This window comes from Kribbella sp. NPDC031520 (genome assembly GCF_055580825.1).
Map to the genome: position 1 here is coordinate 86782 of NZ_JBVIKS010000005.1, position 13587 is coordinate 100368.

Here is a 13587-nt window from a genome sequence, read left to right on the forward strand (position 1 = left end):
ATATAACGGTTCTGGAACGGCGATTGTGGGTCACCGAGACCGCCGATATGATTTTGAGGTCATATGCATCTGATGTCATAGTTGCGCGGTGCAGATCGACTGGCCCGCGGACTTCGGTGCTTGGCTCGACGACCTTGAGCAGCGGGTCGAGAAGGGAGAGGCGCATGCGAAGCAGATCCTCATCCTGGTCACCGCTGCACTCAAACACCTCCAGGAGCTCAAGGAACCGCCCACGCGCGAGGCGGAGACAGCGACGCTCCGGTGGGTCCGGCAATCCCGGCGTCATCTGCTGTGGCGGGTTTCGCACCCGTACCGACCTGGTGTCGCGGTTCGGCTCATCTGCTGGTTCCCGCCGGACTCCGACACCGTGGTGGTCGCCTTGTTCGCCGGCGACAAGGCGCGTATCGGCGACGTGTTCTACAACTCCGTCGGTACTCGGGCCGACGGGCTCATCGACCAGTGGAAACGAGAAGCGATGAGGGGGCACTGATGAGCGGCGGGGAGCCGGATCGGAAGACGTTCGTGCGTGGAAACAAGCGGCTCGACGAACTGCTCGCTCGTCCGGACATTGCAGCCGGTGTTGCCGAGGTCGAGGCAGAGGCACGTGAGCTCGACCGTATCTATGCCGAGAGCCTTGCCATGATTCGCCGGGCCGGCGACCTCACCCAGGTTGAGGTGGCGGAGAAGCTTGGTGTCGGCCAAGCCGTGGTCTCGCGGCTCGAGCGCCGCAACGACATGCTGTTGTCGACGCTGGCGGACTACCTGCACGCGACCGGGGCGGAGCATCCGCGCATCGTCGCGGTTCTGAACGGAATCGAGGTCGAGTTGGACCTCGACCAGTTCCGGGCGCCGCGGTCGGCGTAACCGGTCGACCCGATCAGTGGTGGGTGAGGACCTTGGTGAGGGTTGTCAGGGCTTGGTGGAGGTCGGTGGTTGTCGGGGTTGCGTAGCCGATTACCAGGCCTGGGGGGCCTGGGACGGTGCGGCGGTACTCGGAGAGGGGGGCGACGACGACGCCTGCCTCTCGGGCGGCGGCGGCTAGTTTGCGGTCGTCGATGTTGTCGGGGAGCAGCAGGGTGATGTGCAGGCCGGCGTCCTGGCCGATCACCTGGCCGTAGGGGGACAGTACGTCGACCGTGTGGGTACGGCGTTCCGCGTAGAGTCGGCGGCCGCGACGGACGGCTCGGTCCAGGTAGCCGTCGTGGAGCATGGCGAGGAGGGCGGCCTGCATCGGCCAGGCGGGCCAGTCGCCGGAGTTGGCGCGGAAGGTGGCGAGCCGGTCCACCATCGGTTCGGAGGCGACCAGCCAGCCGAGGCGGAGGGCGGGGCTGAGGGTCTTCGAGAGCGTACCGAGGTGGACGACCCGGTCCAGGTCGAGCTGTGCGAGTGCGGGCAGCGGCGCGACGTCGTACCGGAACTCGCTGTCGTAGTCGTCCTCGATCAGCAGGCTGCCGGTGCGCCGCGCCCAGCGGACCAGTTCGTTGCGTCGGGCAACAGGTAGCCGGCCGCCGAGCGGGTACTGGTGTGATGGCGTGACGTAGACGGCGGCCGCGTCGTCGGGCAGTGCGCCGACCTGCAGGCCGTCCTCGTCGACCGGGACGTCGACGATCTGGAGCCGGTGGTCGCGGGCGGCGGCGACCGCGTTCAGGTACCCGGGGTCCTCGATCGCGATCCGGTCGCCCGGCTCGCGCGTGACCGTGAGGAGCAGCCGCAACCCGTGCACGGTCCCGTTCGTGACCAGTACGTTCTCCGGCCCGCACGCGATTCCGCGGACCCGGGCGACATGGTCCGCCAGCGCGGCGCGGAGCGCGGGCAGCCCGCCGGCCTCGTCGTACCCACGCGGCGGCGACTGCGTCGACACCTCGCGCCACGCGCGCCGCCAGCCGGGGTCGGGCGTCGGCGCGATGAACGGGATCCCAGGGCGCAGCGTGAGGAGCTTCGGGTCCGGGTCGGGCTGTGGTGTTTGAGTACGCCGTACGGCGGGTTGCAGTGGTCCGACGTCCGTGACGAAGGTGCCAGCGCCGGTACGCCCCTCGATCCACCCCTCCGCGTGCAACTGGTCGTACGCCGCCTGCGTCACCGAGCGCGACACCGACAGCTCCCGCGCGAGGTCCCGCGTCGACGGCAGCCGATGCCCGGCCTGCAGTCGCCCGTCCAGCACGGCCGCGCGGAACTGCTCGGCCAGCTGGAGGTGCAACGGCACCCCGGAGTCCCGGTCGATCGTCAGCGGCAGCGAACTCTGCACGCCTACCAGTGTCCCGTGCGCGATGTAACTTGGCGCTAGCGGCGCCCAGGCACGCACCTCGCGGCACTTGCCCAGCGCCCACGATGCTCCGCATCGAGGCCACCGACCAAGCACCCCGATGCACGCACCTGAACACCGCTATCGCTCAAGCTACATCGCGCACGGGACACTAGGATCCCAGCATGGCCCTGACCGCGGAGGACGTGTCTCGCTTCGAGGGGTCCAGGCGCCGGCTGGAGGCCATCGCCTACCGGCTGCTCGGGTCGGCGAGCGAGGCCGAGGACGCTGTCCAGGAGACGTTCCTGCGCTGGCAGGCCGCCGAGGTCAAGCGGATCGACGTACCCGAGGCCTGGCTGACGAAGGTGCTGACCAACCTGTGCCTCAACCAGTTGACGTCCGCACGCGCGCGCCGGGAGACGTACGTCGGCCAGTGGCTGCCCGAACCGCTGCTCGACGGCGACCCGATGCTCGGCCCGGCGGACACCGCCGAACAGCGGGAGTCGGTGTCGTACGCCGTCATGACGCTGATGGAGCGCCTCTCGCCGAACGAGCGCGCCGTCTACGTACTGCGGGAGGCGTTCGACTACCCGCACCGCGAGATCGCCGAGATCCTCGAGCTGACCGAGTCGGGCAGCCAGCAGTTGTTCCGCCGTGCGAAGCAGCACCTGGCCGAAGGCCGCGCCCGGGCCGAGGTCGATGCGGCCGTCGCCCGGCAGATCGTCGACGAGTTCATCGCCGCCGCGACCAGCGGGCGGACCGACTCGATCGTGCGGCTGCTGACCGCCGACGCGGTCTCGATCGGTGACGGCGGCGGCAAGGTCCCGGCCCGGACCAGCGCGATCGAGGGCGCGCTCGCGGTCGCCCGCTTCCTCCGCGGCCTGTTCAAGCCCAGCGAGGCGAAGCGTCTGTACGTCGGCGGACAGGCGGACGTCTACGCCTGGCCCGTGAACGGCGAGCCCGCGCTCGTGGTGCTGGTGAACGGCGAGGTCATCGGCACCATGTGCCTCGAGGTCACCGCCGACGGCATCACGTCGGTCCGCACCCAGGCGAACCCGGACAAGCTGGTCCGCGCGACCGAACTGTTCGCCGCCGCCGACCACGGAGAGCCGCTCCTGTCCATCCTGTGAGCTGCTTCACACCAAGAACCTGTCATGAATCCGCGGGCTGCCCGGTTCAAGGGGCGACAACGCAGCAGACAGGAGCCTGAATATGAAGCACCGAATCGTCGTCCTCGGCGCCGGGTATGCCGGAGCCGTCGCCGCCGGCCGCCTCGCCGCCCGGCTGTACCGCGACGAGGTCGCCATCACGCTGGTCAACGCCGAACCCGATTTCGTCGAACGGGTCCGGATGCACGAGCTGGCCACCGGCCGGGACCTCAAGCCGCGCCCGTACGCCGAGATGTTCGCCGGCACCGGCGTCGAGCTGAAGCTCGCGACGGTCACCGGGGTCGACGTCGATCGCAAGACGGTCGCGCTCGAATCCGAGGAGCTTGAGTACGACACGCTCGTCTACGCGCTCGGCAGCGGCTGGAACTCGCAGGGCGTCCCGGGCGCGACAGAGCACGCGTACCAGATCGCGAGCCGCCCGGGCGCACTCCGGCTTCGCGAGAAGCTGGCCACGCCGACGGCCGGTCGGACGGTGGTCGTGGTCGGGGGCGGCCTGACCGGCGTGGAGTTCGTGACCGAACTGGCCGAGTCGCGGCCCGACCTCGACGTCGCGCTGGTTGTCCGCGGCACACTCGGCGACTGGCTGTCGGGCGGTGGGCAGCGGCACCTGCGGAAGGTGTTCGACCGGCTGGGCATCACCGTCCACGAGAACGCCGGGGTCACCAGCGTCGACGCGGATCAGGTGACGACCGACGGTGGCGTCATCCCGGCCGCGGTCACGGTCTGGACGGCAGGGTTCGCCGTACATCCCATCGTGCAGGCGACCTCGCTCGAGGTCAGCGACACCGGGCGGATCGTGGTCGACGAGACGATGCGGTCCGTCTCGCATCCGGACGTGTACGCGGTCGGCGACGCCGCGTACGCGATGGGCTCGAAGAACAAGCCGCTGCGGATGTCCTGCGCCTCGGGTCAGCCGATGGCGTGGCAGGCGGCCGACTCGATCGCGGCCCGGCTGACCGGTGGCAAGTTCCCGCACGCGCCGCTGGCGTACTTCAACCAGTGCATCTCGCTGGGCCGCAAGGACGGGCTGATCCAGTACGTGACCAGCGACGACCGGGCCGTCAACGCCACCCTCACCGGCCGCGTCGCCGCCGTCTACAAGGAGACGATCTGCAAGGGCGCCGCGTGGGGTGCCGCGAACCCGACGTTCGGCCTGCCCGTCCGGCGCCGCCACGTGATCCGGCCGGCCGTGCTGCTGCACGAATGGACTAGCTGATTCGTACCGCAATGGCCCGTGCGGCCAGGCCACTGCGCGCGGAGCCTAGAGGTATGACGACACTGCAGCCGACTGCCCGGACGTCCCTCCGCCGCTCGAAGGAACGCGCCGCCACCGACCGTCAGGCCCTGTACGACGTCTTGCTCGACGGCATGTTCTGCCACCTCGGCGTGGTCGTCGACGGCGATCCGGTCGTCCTACCGACGGCGTACGGCGTGGACCTCGAGCGTGGGGAGGACGGGACGCTCTACCTGCACGGCTCGGTCGCGGCGCGGAGCATGGTCGCCTCGCCGCAGCAGACCGTCTGTGTCACGATCACGCACGCCGACGGGCTGGTACTCGCGCGGTCCGCGTTCCACCACTCGGTGAACTACCGGTCCGCGGTGATCTTCGGCGTACCGCGCCTCGTCACCGACCCGGACGAGAAGCTGCACGCCCTCAACCGGATCGTCGACCACCTGGTGCCGGGGCGGTCGAGCGCGGTACGCCCGCCGAACCGCAAGGAGCTGGCGAAGACGTCCGTACTCGCCCTCTCGCTGACCGAGGCCTCGGTGAAGACCCGCTCGGGCGCCGCCAACGACGACGAGGAGGACCTGGACCTGCCGTACTGGACCGGCGTCATCCCACTCCGCGTCGTCGCCGGCGAACCGGAGAACAACCCCGACTGCGACCTCTTGGTACCGGCCCACGTTCGGGCCCGGGCCAACCTGCTGGGCGCACCGTCCTAAGCCACAGTCCCCTTGTTGTAGTTCTTCTGGGCCCAGAAGTAGCCGACGATCGCGATCGCTACACACCACGCTGCTGCGAGCCAGCCGTTGCCGTTGTCCATCGGCGTACCCAGCAGCAGGTGCCGCAGGGTGTCGATGATCGGGGTGAACGGCTGGTACCGGGCGAACCAGCGGATGCCGCTCGGCATCGCGTCCAACGGGATGAACGTGTTGCTCAGGAACGGCAGCAACAGGCTGATCGGCAGTACGACGTTGCTCGCGCCCTCCGGCGTCTTACTGGTCAGCCCGAGCGCGATCGCGAACCAGGTCAGGCCGACCGTCAGCGCGATCAGCAGCAGGCTCGCCAGCAGCCACTCGCCGACCGAAGCGTCCGGGCGGAACCCGATCAGGATCGCGAACCCGACCACGAGCGCCAGGCTGACGATCGTCAGGAGTACGTTGCCGAGCACGTGCCCGGTGAGTACGGCGGGCCGGAAGATCGCCATCGTCCGGAACCGGGCGACGATTCCCTCGGTCATGTCCATGCAGACGGCGACCGCGGGCGACATCGTCCCGGACGCGATCGACATCAGCAGGATCCCCGGGGTGAGGAAGTTGATGTACTCTCCCCGCCCGCCGCCTCCTCCGAGGCCGTTCGCGAACGTGTCGCCGAAGACCAGGCCGAACAGCAGGATCATGATCACCGGCATCCCGAGGGCGCCGAGGGACAGGCCCGGGTACCGCTGGGCGTGCCGCAGGGTGCGGCGGAGCATCGTGGACGTGTCCTGGATTGCGTAGCTCATCGTGCGGTCACCTTCTCGGTGGGCTGACCGGTGACGGCGAAGAACACGTCGTCGAGGTCAGGGGTGTGGACAGTCAGTTCGCCGACCTCGAGCGAGGCGTCGTCGATCCGGGCCAGCAGGTCGCGCAATGCGTGCACGCTGCCGTCGTTCGGCACCTGCAGCACCAGGGCTTCGTGGTTCGGTACGGCGGTCGGCAGCACCTGACCCGCGAGTGTGAACGCCTCGGGCGAGGTGAACCGGAGCTGGATGTGGCCGCCCGGGGCGAGCCGCTTCAGCTCTTCGGCCGTACCTTGGGCGACGAGCCGGCCGTGGTCGAGGACCGCGATCCGGTCGGCCAGCTGGTCGGCCTCTTCGAGGTACTGCGTGGTGAGCAGCACGGTGACGCCGCCGGCGACCAGGTCGCGGATCATCGTCCACATGCTGTGCCCGCTGCGCGGGTCGAGGCCTGTGGTCGGCTCGTCCAGGAAGATGATCCGCGGCCGGCCGACCAGCGTCATCGCGAGGTCGAGCCGGCGCTTCATCCCGCCGGAGTACGTCATCGCGAGCTTCTTGCCTGCCTCGGTAAGGTCGAACTGTTCGAGCAGCTCGTCCGCCCTGCGGCGGGCCTCCTGCTTGCCGAGGTGGTACAGGTCGGCCATCAGGATCAGGTTCTCCCGGCCGGTCATCAGGCCGTCGACCGCGGAGAACTGGCCGGTGACGCCGATCGCGGCGCGGACCGCTTCCGGATCCTGCCGCAGGTCGTGGCCGGCCACGCGGATCTCGCTGGCGTCGGCGGCGGTCAGCGTGGACAGGATCCGGACCACCGTGGTCTTGCCGGCGCCGTTCGGGCCGAGCAGGGAAAAGATGGTGCCTTCGGCAACGTTCAGGTCGATGCCGTCGAGCACGAGTTTCTCGCCGTAGGACTTGCGCAGTCCGCGGACGTCGATCGCTGGTGACATGAGTCGTCCTTGGGTGTTTTCGGGCAGGGCGAACCTGACCCGGGTGGCTTGACGGGTCGTGCCGGGGAGGATTCGGGCGTGCCTGACCGGCCGGGCGCTCAGCTGGGGGCGTCCGGTGGTCCGCGTTCAGTTAGATGTCGAGGTCCTCGACCGCCGGCTGCTCGGCGGCTTCCTCGACGAGTTCGTAGAGGTCTTCGGGAATCAGTGCGCGGAGCTCCTCGATCGTGTCGACGACGTACAGGGTGGCCTCGCCCTGCGCCATGCTCCAGGACTGGTCGGAACTCCAGTTGCCGATCCAGGAACGCCAGCCGGTCAGGTATCGCTCGTCGTCGGAGCCTTGCTTGAACTGGTTCCGGCGGTCGGCGTGCAGGACGAACTTGCCGGTACGGCTCCGGTACACCTGGAACGCCTCGTACCCGGTGCTGCTGGAACGGCCACCTTCGGCGAGCAGCACGCCGGAGAACCGTTGCTTGCGGCCGGCGCCCCGGCCCACCCGCACGGTGATCTCGTCGTACCCCTCGAGCCGGCCCTCCTCCATCTCGACGTACTTCCGCAGCGCGATCGAGATCGCCGAGGACAGGTTTCCGGCGATCTCCTGGGCGCGCTTGTACAGCGGCAGGTCGTCGTCGGACACGTAGATCGTCTTGTTGGGCATCGCTGTCTCCTCCTACGTAGAACTATACGCAGAAGGGTACGCAGATGTCTACGTATATTTGTACGTAGAAGCGGGCGGGCCGGGACGGTGGTCCGTCCCGGCCCGCCCGAGGTGGCCGGTGTCTCAGCTCGGTGAGTACAGCCAGGGGTGCTTCAGGTCGTAGAAGTCCGGCGGTCCGGAGGCGAGGGCGTTCATCTCGTCCATGTCCGCCTGCAGCTCCGGCGGGATCACCTTCTGCTCCCCTTCACGGGCCTCGGCCTCGGTGGTGAAGTACATCGCCATCGTGTAGTCGCCGCCGTCGTACATGGCGACCTCGCTGCCGAGGATCTCGGGCCGGAACGCGGCCCATTCGTCGCGGTGCTGCCCCATCACTTCACGTGCACGCTCCGGATTGCTGCCCGCGCCTTGCATGACCTGCACGAAACCGGCCGAGTCCGGGTTCCCGTGCACATCCAGCACCACGTCCTCGGTGTCGTGGAAGGTGGCTCGGCCGTCGCTGAGCAGCGACGAGAACTCGTGCCACCACTTGTCCTGCGCCGGCGAGTCGCTGTTCCGCCGCGCGACGTCGGCGGAGTCGAAGCGCGCCAGTGCGATGAACCGTCCGTCCTCGGTGACCCCGGCCGTGGTCCCCAGCCAGCCGGACGCCTCGGGCGCCAGTTCTTCCATCCACCGATCCATCGCGGCGTGTGCCTGTTCCGTATCGGTGACCTGCCCCTGAATGACCTGAACGAACATGGTGAGACCCTCCCCGTCTCGCAGGCCGTAGTTGGCATCTCGACGCTACGCCGGTGAGCTCACCGGGTCGATGGTCCGGCCCGGCATCCGACGCGCCTGCCGGGCGCGGTTGAGCATCAGGAGGGCGGCGAGGACGCCCGTGGCGCCGAGCGTGATCAGGCGCGGATCGGTTTTCCACAGGCCGAAGGTGAGCCAGCAGGAGAGCTCGCCGAGGACGAGAGCCCAGGTGGCGGCCGAGATCCCGGTCGGGCGGGCGGTGCGGTACGCCGTCCACAGCGAAGGTGTCACCTGGACGATCGAGGCGGCGGCGAGCAGGGTGCCGAGGCCGACCCGGCCACCGATCGCGGCGGCGAGTGCGAGCAGGCCCGCCCAGGCGCCGATCCACCCGATCGCACGACGATTGACCGCGCCCCGCCGTACCAGGAGGACGGCGACGGTGCCGGCCAGGGCGGAGGCCGCGGTGGAGGGCAGACTCGCGGTCCAGTAGCCCGACGCCATGAAGTAGCCGAACCAGGCGGCGTTGTTGATGCTCGTCAGGGTTGCCCAGGACCACGAGACGCCGGCGGTGTCGCCGGTCCGGCGGAGCTTGAGGATCTGCGGCAGGTACTGCGGGACACCGAAGCAGGCGGCGGCGACGGGCAGGAGATCGAGCATGGCGCAAGATTACTGCTGATTCGGCCAGAGAATCTTGCTAATTCATGCTCTACAGGGTGCTGCTCAGATAGGATCTGTGGCATGGATGCGATTGATCGGCAGATCCTTGCGGTGCTGCAGGTCGAGGGCCGGTTGACCGTGACCGAACTGGCCCAGCGAATCGGGCTCAGCGCGGCGCCGTGCCATCGCCGGCTGCGGGAGCTCGAGCGGTCCGGGGTGATCAGTGGATATCGCGCCGTCATCGATCCGGCCGCGGTCAATCGCGGGTTCGAGGTGCTGCTGGCAGTGACGATGGACCGGGAGGAGTCGGTCGCCGGGTTCGAGTCCGGGCTCGCGGAGATCCCCGAGGTCGTGCACGCCGAGCGGCTGTTCGGGGAGCCGGACTACTTCGTCAGGGTCGCGACCGTGGATATCGCTGCCTTCCAGAAACTGCGCGACGAGCGGCTGGCGCGACTGCCCGGCGTACAGCGGTTGACGTCCACGATCGTGATGAAGAAAGTCGTGGACAACCGGCCGCTTCCCACGTGAACGGTGTGGAAACTGCTGCCTCAAACCCGACTTATCCACAGATTTGAGCCGATTCCAGTGGAGAAGTGTGGCTCGTGCTGGGGATAACTCACCGCAATCGGTGTGCACATCTGGGGATACGGGTGTGGATAACTCCGCAGGGATCCGGCAGGAGGTACAGAAAGACCTCGACCGGGACGCCCGTGGGCCCGGTCGAGGTCAATGAGTCAGGTGTGAGCGGTCAGACCCACTGGGTCGAGACGACGAAGCCGACGGCGATCAGGCCCATGCCGATCAGCAGGTTCCAGTTGCCGAGGTCCTTCATCACCGGAACGTCCTGGCCGGCCACGTAGAAGACGACCAGCCAGGCGAGGCCGAGCAGCCAGCACGCCAGCATCAGCGGCGCGACCCAGGCGCGGGACTGGGTACGTGGCTTCTTCGGCGTCTTCTCCGCCTTGACCTTCTCGGTCTTCTTCTTGTTGCGACTGCTCGACTCGGGCACGACTGAACTCCTTGTAAGGACGCATAAGCTGACCGCTGACGTTCGGTCCGGGTTAGCGTAGTGCAGACGGCAATATGGAGATCACGGGTGCGTAGGTTCAAGCGGATTTCGTTGTGGCGCGCGAGCGCACCAGTGGCGCTGTTGTGCGCCGGTCTGCTGTTCGCGACCAGCGCCACCAACGCCCGGGGTACCGACCTGCGACCCAGCCGTAACACTACGCTCGCGGGCCTCGTCGAGGAACAGAGTCGGCGCAGCGCCAGCCTGGTCAAGCAGCACGCGGCGCTGACCCATGACATCGAGGCGCTGCAGGCCCAGCAGGGATCGATCGACCCGGCGCTGGCCAAGCAGTTCGAGGACCTGTCCGAGCAGGTCGGCACCCGGCCGGTCGCCGGTCCCGGCCTGACCGTGACGCTCCGGGACGCGCCCTCCGAGGTGGTGAAGGAGAACCCGGACGTCGACGAGAACTGGCTGGTCATCCACCAGCAGGACATCCAGGCCGTGGTGAACGCGCTCTGGGCCGGCGGCGCCGAGGCGATGACGATCCAGAACCAGCGGGTCATCTCGACGACCGGGGTCAAGTGCGTCGGCAACTCCGTCGTCCTGCACGGCGTTCCGTACCTCCCGCCGTACCAGATCACCGCGATCGGCGACCGGCGGAAGCTGCAGAAGGCGCTCGACGACTCGCAGTACATCCAGAACCTGCAGGACTACGTCGTGAAGTTCCAGCTCGGGTACGACGTGAAGAACGAGTCCTCGATCCAGATGCCGGCGTACGAAGGCACCCTCGACCTGCAGACCGCGACCGTCCCTGGCTTCCCCCACACTCCGTCGGTCAGCCCGTCCGTCACCGGCAGATAGCTGTCACAATGGACCGCATGCCGCGGATCCTCGTCGTCGACAACTACGACTCCTTCGTCTACAACCTGGTGCAGTACCTGCAGCAACTGCAGGCCGACACCACCGTTCTGCGCAACGACGAAGTGACCCCCTGGCAGGCTGAGGAGTACGACGGGGTGCTGCTCTCCCCCGGCCCCGGTACGCCGGAAGAAGCCGGCGCGTGCGTCGACATCGTCAAGGAAGCGGGCGGCAAGGTCCCGATCTTCGGGGTCTGCCTCGGGCTCCAGGCGATCGGCGTCGCGTACGGCGGGGTCGTCGGCCGCGCCGACGAGCTACTGCACGGCAAGACCAGCCAGGTGTTCCACCAGGGCGCCGGCGTTCTCTCCGGCCTCCCGTCGCCGTTCACCGCGACCCGGTACCACTCGCTCGCGATCGCGCAGGACAGTGTCCCGGACGTGCTGGAGGTGACCGCGCGCACGGAGGCCGGTGTGATCATGGCCGCCCGGCACCGCGAGCTCGCGGTCGAGGGGGTGCAGTTCCACCCGGAGTCCGTGCTCACCGAGGGCGGTCACCGGATGCTCGCGAACTGGCTGACGCTCTGCGGCGACCCGGACGCGGTCGCCAAGTCGGCCGGCCTGGCGCCGGTCGTCAGCTGACCTGAAACCGAAGAACCCCTCGAGACCGATCGTCTCGAGGGGTTCTGTCTGTTCGGGGTCAGCCGGCCGGGATCGTGATGACCGGGGTGGACGGGCCGTCCCCCGGCGTCGGCGAGGACGGCGGCGGCGACGTCTGGTCCTGGTGGTTGTTCACGGTCAGCGTGATCAGCGTGCCCTTCGGCGCCTTGGTCCCGGCCTGCACGCTCTGCTTGACGACCGTACCGTCCGGTGCGTTCGGGTCGTCGACCGACGCGTAGCCGACCCGGAAGCCCGCGTCGGTAAGCGTCTTGGTCGCGTCGTCGGCGATCTGGGTGACGACGTTCGGTACATCGACGTTCACCACGCCGCTCGACACCGTCAGGGTGAACTCGGTGCCCGGCGGGTAGGTGCCGCCCGGGTCGGGGCTCACCGCGATCACGGTGCCCTTCTTCTGGTCGCTGTCCGCCTCGATCGCCTTGTCCTTGACGGTGAACTGGCCTTTGGCGTTCTCGATCGCCTTGCGCGCCTTGGACTCGGTCATCCCGATCACGTCCGGTACGCCGTACGCGCTCTGGCCTGCGGACACGACCACGGTGACCGTCGAGCCCTTGTCCGCCTGGGTGCCGCCGTCCGGGGTCTGGCGGATGATCAGGCCCTTGCCGATGGTGTCGCTCTTCTCCGACGTGGTCTGGATGGTCAGCCCCTGCGCGGTCAGCAACGTGGTCGCGTCCGGTACGGACTTGTTCCGGACGTCGGGCACGCTGACCTTCGAGGGCGTGTTCGACGTGGTCGGACCGCCGGCGTTGTTGTCGTTGTTCAGCTTCGAGAACAGCGCGTACGCACCGATGGCGACCGCGACGATCGCGAGCCCGAGCAGGAAGTACGCCAGGCCGCGGTTCCGCCGGGAGCGGTCGTCGGGCTCCTCGTCGAGGTCGTCACCACCCGGCGGGAGCAGGTCGTTCCCACCGGTCTGCCGGAACTGCTGGGTGGCGGCGGCCGGCGCGACCGCGGTCGGCTGCATCGCCCGGGTCTCCGCGACCGCGGCCATCGGTGCGGTCACCTGCTGGCCGGCGAGCACGCGGTGGATGTCGGCGCGCATCTCGGACGCGCTCTGGTACCGCTCCTCGCGGTTCTTCGCCAGCGCCTTGAGGACGACGGCGTCGACCTCCGGCGGGATCTCCGGGTCGAACGACGACGGCGGCAGCGGCTGTTCCCGGACGTGCTGGTACGCCACCGAGACCGGCGACTCGCCGACGAACGGCGGCCGGCCGGTGAGCAGTTCGTACAGCAGGCAGCCGGTGGAGTACAGGTCGGAGCGGGCGTCCACGGTCTCGCCGCGCGCCTGCTCCGGCGACAGGTACTGCGCCGTACCGATCACGGCCGCGGTCTGGGTCATCGTGGAGGACGTGTCGGCGACCGCGCGGGCGATACCGAAGTCCATCACCTTGACCTGGCCCTGCGGGGTCAGCATCACGTTCCCGGGCTTGATGTCGCGGTGCACGATCCCGGCCCGGTGGCTGTAGTCGAGCGCCTCGAGCACGCCGGAGGTGATCTCCAGCGCCCGCTCCGGCATGATCTTGCGGCCCTCTCGGATCAGGTCACGCAGCGTCTTGCCGGTGACGAGCTCCATCACGATGTACGGGATGGTGACGCCGGAGCCGTTCGGGTCCGGCTCCTCACCGGTGTCGTAGACCGAGACGATCGTCGGGTGGTTCAGCGACGCGGCCGACTGGGCCTCGCGGCGGAACCGGGCCTGGAAGGTGGCATCGCTGGCCAGGTCCACCCGCAGCCGCTTGATCGCGACGCTCCGGCCGAGCCGGTTGTCGACGCCCCTGCGGACCTCCGCCATGCCGCCGCGGCCGAGCGGTTCGCCTTCTTCGTACCGGCCGCCGACGAGACGTGCCTGCGATGTCATGACCCAGCCTTCCAACCTGTCCGGAAAAACACACTCAACTTGCCCACGGTAGCGATCGCCACACCTGGGTCC

At 68.6% G+C, this 13587-nt stretch carries 16 protein-coding genes; 8 read left to right on the forward strand and 8 right to left on the reverse strand.

The window, feature by feature from the left end; translation table 11 throughout:
• Window positions 1–88 precede the first annotated feature (88 nt).
• Window positions 89–490: a hypothetical protein gene (locus ACZ5BU_RS25645; RefSeq protein WP_465702850.1), complete on the forward strand. Its 402-nt coding sequence runs from the start codon at window positions 89–91 to the stop codon at window positions 488–490.
• Window positions 490–864 (forward strand): helix-turn-helix domain-containing protein, encoded by a 375-nt coding sequence (locus ACZ5BU_RS25650; RefSeq protein ID WP_465702852.1) that lies wholly within the window; start codon window positions 490–492, stop codon window positions 862–864. Before ACZ5BU_RS25645 ends, ACZ5BU_RS25650 begins: the two co-directional genes overlap by 1 nt.
• Before the next feature lie 13 nt (window positions 865–877).
• Here the strand turns inward: ACZ5BU_RS25650 and pdxR are convergent, their stop codons facing one another.
• Window positions 878–2245 carry a MocR-like pyridoxine biosynthesis transcription factor PdxR gene (pdxR, locus tag ACZ5BU_RS25655; protein WP_465702854.1) on the reverse strand — a complete coding sequence of 456 codons (1368 nt, stop codon included), beginning with the start codon at window positions 2243–2245 and terminating at the stop codon, window positions 878–880.
• Window positions 2246–2427: 182 nt separating this feature from the next.
• Here pdxR and sigJ point away from each other — a divergent pair, with 182 nt between their 5' ends.
• From sigJ to ACZ5BU_RS25670, 3 genes are all read left to right on the forward strand, one after another.
• Window positions 2428–3372, forward strand: a complete 945-nt coding sequence (gene sigJ / locus ACZ5BU_RS25660) for an RNA polymerase sigma factor SigJ (RefSeq protein WP_465702856.1) — start codon at window positions 2428–2430, stop codon at window positions 3370–3372.
• 82 nt (window positions 3373–3454) lie between these two features.
• Entirely contained in the window at window positions 3455–4627 is a 1173-nt protein-coding gene (locus ACZ5BU_RS25665; protein ID WP_465702858.1) for an NAD(P)/FAD-dependent oxidoreductase, read from the forward strand.
• A gap of 53 nt (window positions 4628–4680) precedes the next feature.
• Window positions 4681–5355, forward strand: a complete 675-nt coding sequence (locus ACZ5BU_RS25670; protein ID WP_465702860.1) for a pyridoxamine 5'-phosphate oxidase family protein — start codon at window positions 4681–4683, stop codon at window positions 5353–5355.
• On the opposite strand, the gene ACZ5BU_RS25675 is transcribed toward ACZ5BU_RS25670, so the two are convergent.
• The 5 genes from ACZ5BU_RS25675 to ACZ5BU_RS25695 all read right to left on the reverse strand — a co-directional run bounded on the left by ACZ5BU_RS25675 (window position 5352) and on the right by ACZ5BU_RS25695 (window position 9119).
• On the reverse strand, window positions 5352–6137 hold the full coding sequence (locus ACZ5BU_RS25675; protein ID WP_465702861.1) for an ABC transporter permease: 786 nt from the start codon (window positions 6135–6137) through the stop codon (window positions 5352–5354). The genes ACZ5BU_RS25670 and ACZ5BU_RS25675 overlap by 4 nt on opposite strands.
• Window positions 6134–7075: an ATP-binding cassette domain-containing protein gene (locus ACZ5BU_RS25680; RefSeq protein WP_465702863.1), complete on the reverse strand. Its 942-nt coding sequence runs from the start codon at window positions 7073–7075 to the stop codon at window positions 6134–6136. The genes ACZ5BU_RS25675 and ACZ5BU_RS25680 overlap by 4 nt, the downstream gene beginning before the upstream one ends.
• A 130-nt stretch (window positions 7076–7205) precedes the next feature.
• A complete protein-coding gene (locus tag ACZ5BU_RS25685; protein WP_465702865.1) occupies window positions 7206–7730 on the reverse strand; it encodes an EXLDI protein in 525 nt (174 codons plus the stop codon).
• Window positions 7731–7853: 123 nt separating this feature from the next.
• Window positions 7854–8465: a hypothetical protein gene (locus ACZ5BU_RS25690; protein WP_465702867.1), complete on the reverse strand. Its 612-nt coding sequence runs from the start codon at window positions 8463–8465 to the stop codon at window positions 7854–7856.
• A 45-nt stretch (window positions 8466–8510) separates the two neighbouring features.
• On the reverse strand, window positions 8511–9119 hold the full coding sequence (locus ACZ5BU_RS25695) for a hypothetical protein (RefSeq protein WP_465702869.1): 609 nt from the start codon (window positions 9117–9119) through the stop codon (window positions 8511–8513).
• Between the two features lie 81 nt (window positions 9120–9200).
• Here ACZ5BU_RS25695 and ACZ5BU_RS25700 point away from each other — a divergent pair, with 81 nt between their 5' ends.
• The gene (locus tag ACZ5BU_RS25700; RefSeq protein WP_465702870.1) at window positions 9201–9647 is read left to right on the forward strand and encodes an Lrp/AsnC family transcriptional regulator; all 447 of its coding nucleotides are present in this window, start codon (window positions 9201–9203) and stop codon (window positions 9645–9647) included.
• Window positions 9648–9867: 220 nt separating this feature from the next.
• On the opposite strand, the gene ACZ5BU_RS25705 is transcribed toward ACZ5BU_RS25700, so the two are convergent.
• On the reverse strand, window positions 9868–10128 hold the full coding sequence (locus ACZ5BU_RS25705) for a cell division protein CrgA (protein WP_465702871.1): 261 nt from the start codon (window positions 10126–10128) through the stop codon (window positions 9868–9870).
• A gap of 87 nt (window positions 10129–10215) precedes the next feature.
• On the opposite strand from ACZ5BU_RS25705, the gene ACZ5BU_RS25710 reads away from it, so the two are divergent.
• Both ACZ5BU_RS25710 and ACZ5BU_RS25715 read left to right on the forward strand, forming a co-directional pair.
• Window positions 10216–10986, forward strand: coding sequence for a DUF881 domain-containing protein (locus ACZ5BU_RS25710; protein WP_465702873.1), 771 nt, complete (start codon window positions 10216–10218; stop codon window positions 10984–10986).
• Window positions 10987–11003: 17 nt separating this feature from the next.
• The gene (locus ACZ5BU_RS25715; protein WP_465702875.1) at window positions 11004–11621 is read left to right on the forward strand and encodes an aminodeoxychorismate/anthranilate synthase component II; all 618 of its coding nucleotides are present in this window, start codon (window positions 11004–11006) and stop codon (window positions 11619–11621) included.
• A 58-nt stretch (window positions 11622–11679) separates the two neighbouring features.
• Here ACZ5BU_RS25715 and pknB read toward each other — a convergent pair whose 3' ends face one another.
• Window positions 11680–13515: a Stk1 family PASTA domain-containing Ser/Thr kinase gene (gene pknB / locus ACZ5BU_RS25720; protein WP_465702877.1), complete on the reverse strand. Its 1836-nt coding sequence runs from the start codon at window positions 13513–13515 to the stop codon at window positions 11680–11682.
• Between the last annotated feature and the right edge of the window lie 72 nt (window positions 13516–13587).

Excerpts from the sequence above, each read along its gene's own strand:
- ACZ5BU_RS25685 (WP_465702865.1), bottom strand. The coding sequence starts at position 7,730 with ATGCCCAACAAGACGATCTACGTGTCCGACGACGACCTGCCGCTGTAC.
- ACZ5BU_RS25670 (WP_465702860.1), top strand. The coding sequence starts at position 4,681 with ATGACGACACTGCAGCCGACTGCCCGGACGTCCCTCCGCCGCTCGAAG.
- ACZ5BU_RS25675 (WP_465702861.1), bottom strand. The coding sequence starts at position 6,137 with ATGAGCTACGCAATCCAGGACACGTCCACGATGCTCCGCCGCACCCTG.
- sigJ (WP_465702856.1), top strand. The coding sequence starts at position 2,428 with ATGGCCCTGACCGCGGAGGACGTGTCTCGCTTCGAGGGGTCCAGGCGC.
- ACZ5BU_RS25650 (WP_465702852.1), top strand. The coding sequence starts at position 490 with ATGAGCGGCGGGGAGCCGGATCGGAAGACGTTCGTGCGTGGAAACAAG.
- ACZ5BU_RS25700 (WP_465702870.1), top strand. The coding sequence starts at position 9,201 with ATGGATGCGATTGATCGGCAGATCCTTGCGGTGCTGCAGGTCGAGGGC.
- ACZ5BU_RS25680 (WP_465702863.1), bottom strand. The coding sequence starts at position 7,075 with ATGTCACCAGCGATCGACGTCCGCGGACTGCGCAAGTCCTACGGCGAG.
- ACZ5BU_RS25690 (WP_465702867.1), bottom strand. The coding sequence starts at position 8,465 with ATGTTCGTTCAGGTCATTCAGGGGCAGGTCACCGATACGGAACAGGCA.
- ACZ5BU_RS25665 (WP_465702858.1), top strand. The coding sequence starts at position 3,455 with ATGAAGCACCGAATCGTCGTCCTCGGCGCCGGGTATGCCGGAGCCGTC.
- ACZ5BU_RS25695 (WP_465702869.1), bottom strand. The coding sequence starts at position 9,119 with ATGCTCGATCTCCTGCCCGTCGCCGCCGCCTGCTTCGGTGTCCCGCAG.
- pknB (WP_465702877.1), bottom strand. The coding sequence starts at position 13,515 with ATGACATCGCAGGCACGTCTCGTCGGCGGCCGGTACGAAGAAGGCGAA.
- ACZ5BU_RS25715 (WP_465702875.1), top strand. The coding sequence starts at position 11,004 with ATGCCGCGGATCCTCGTCGTCGACAACTACGACTCCTTCGTCTACAAC.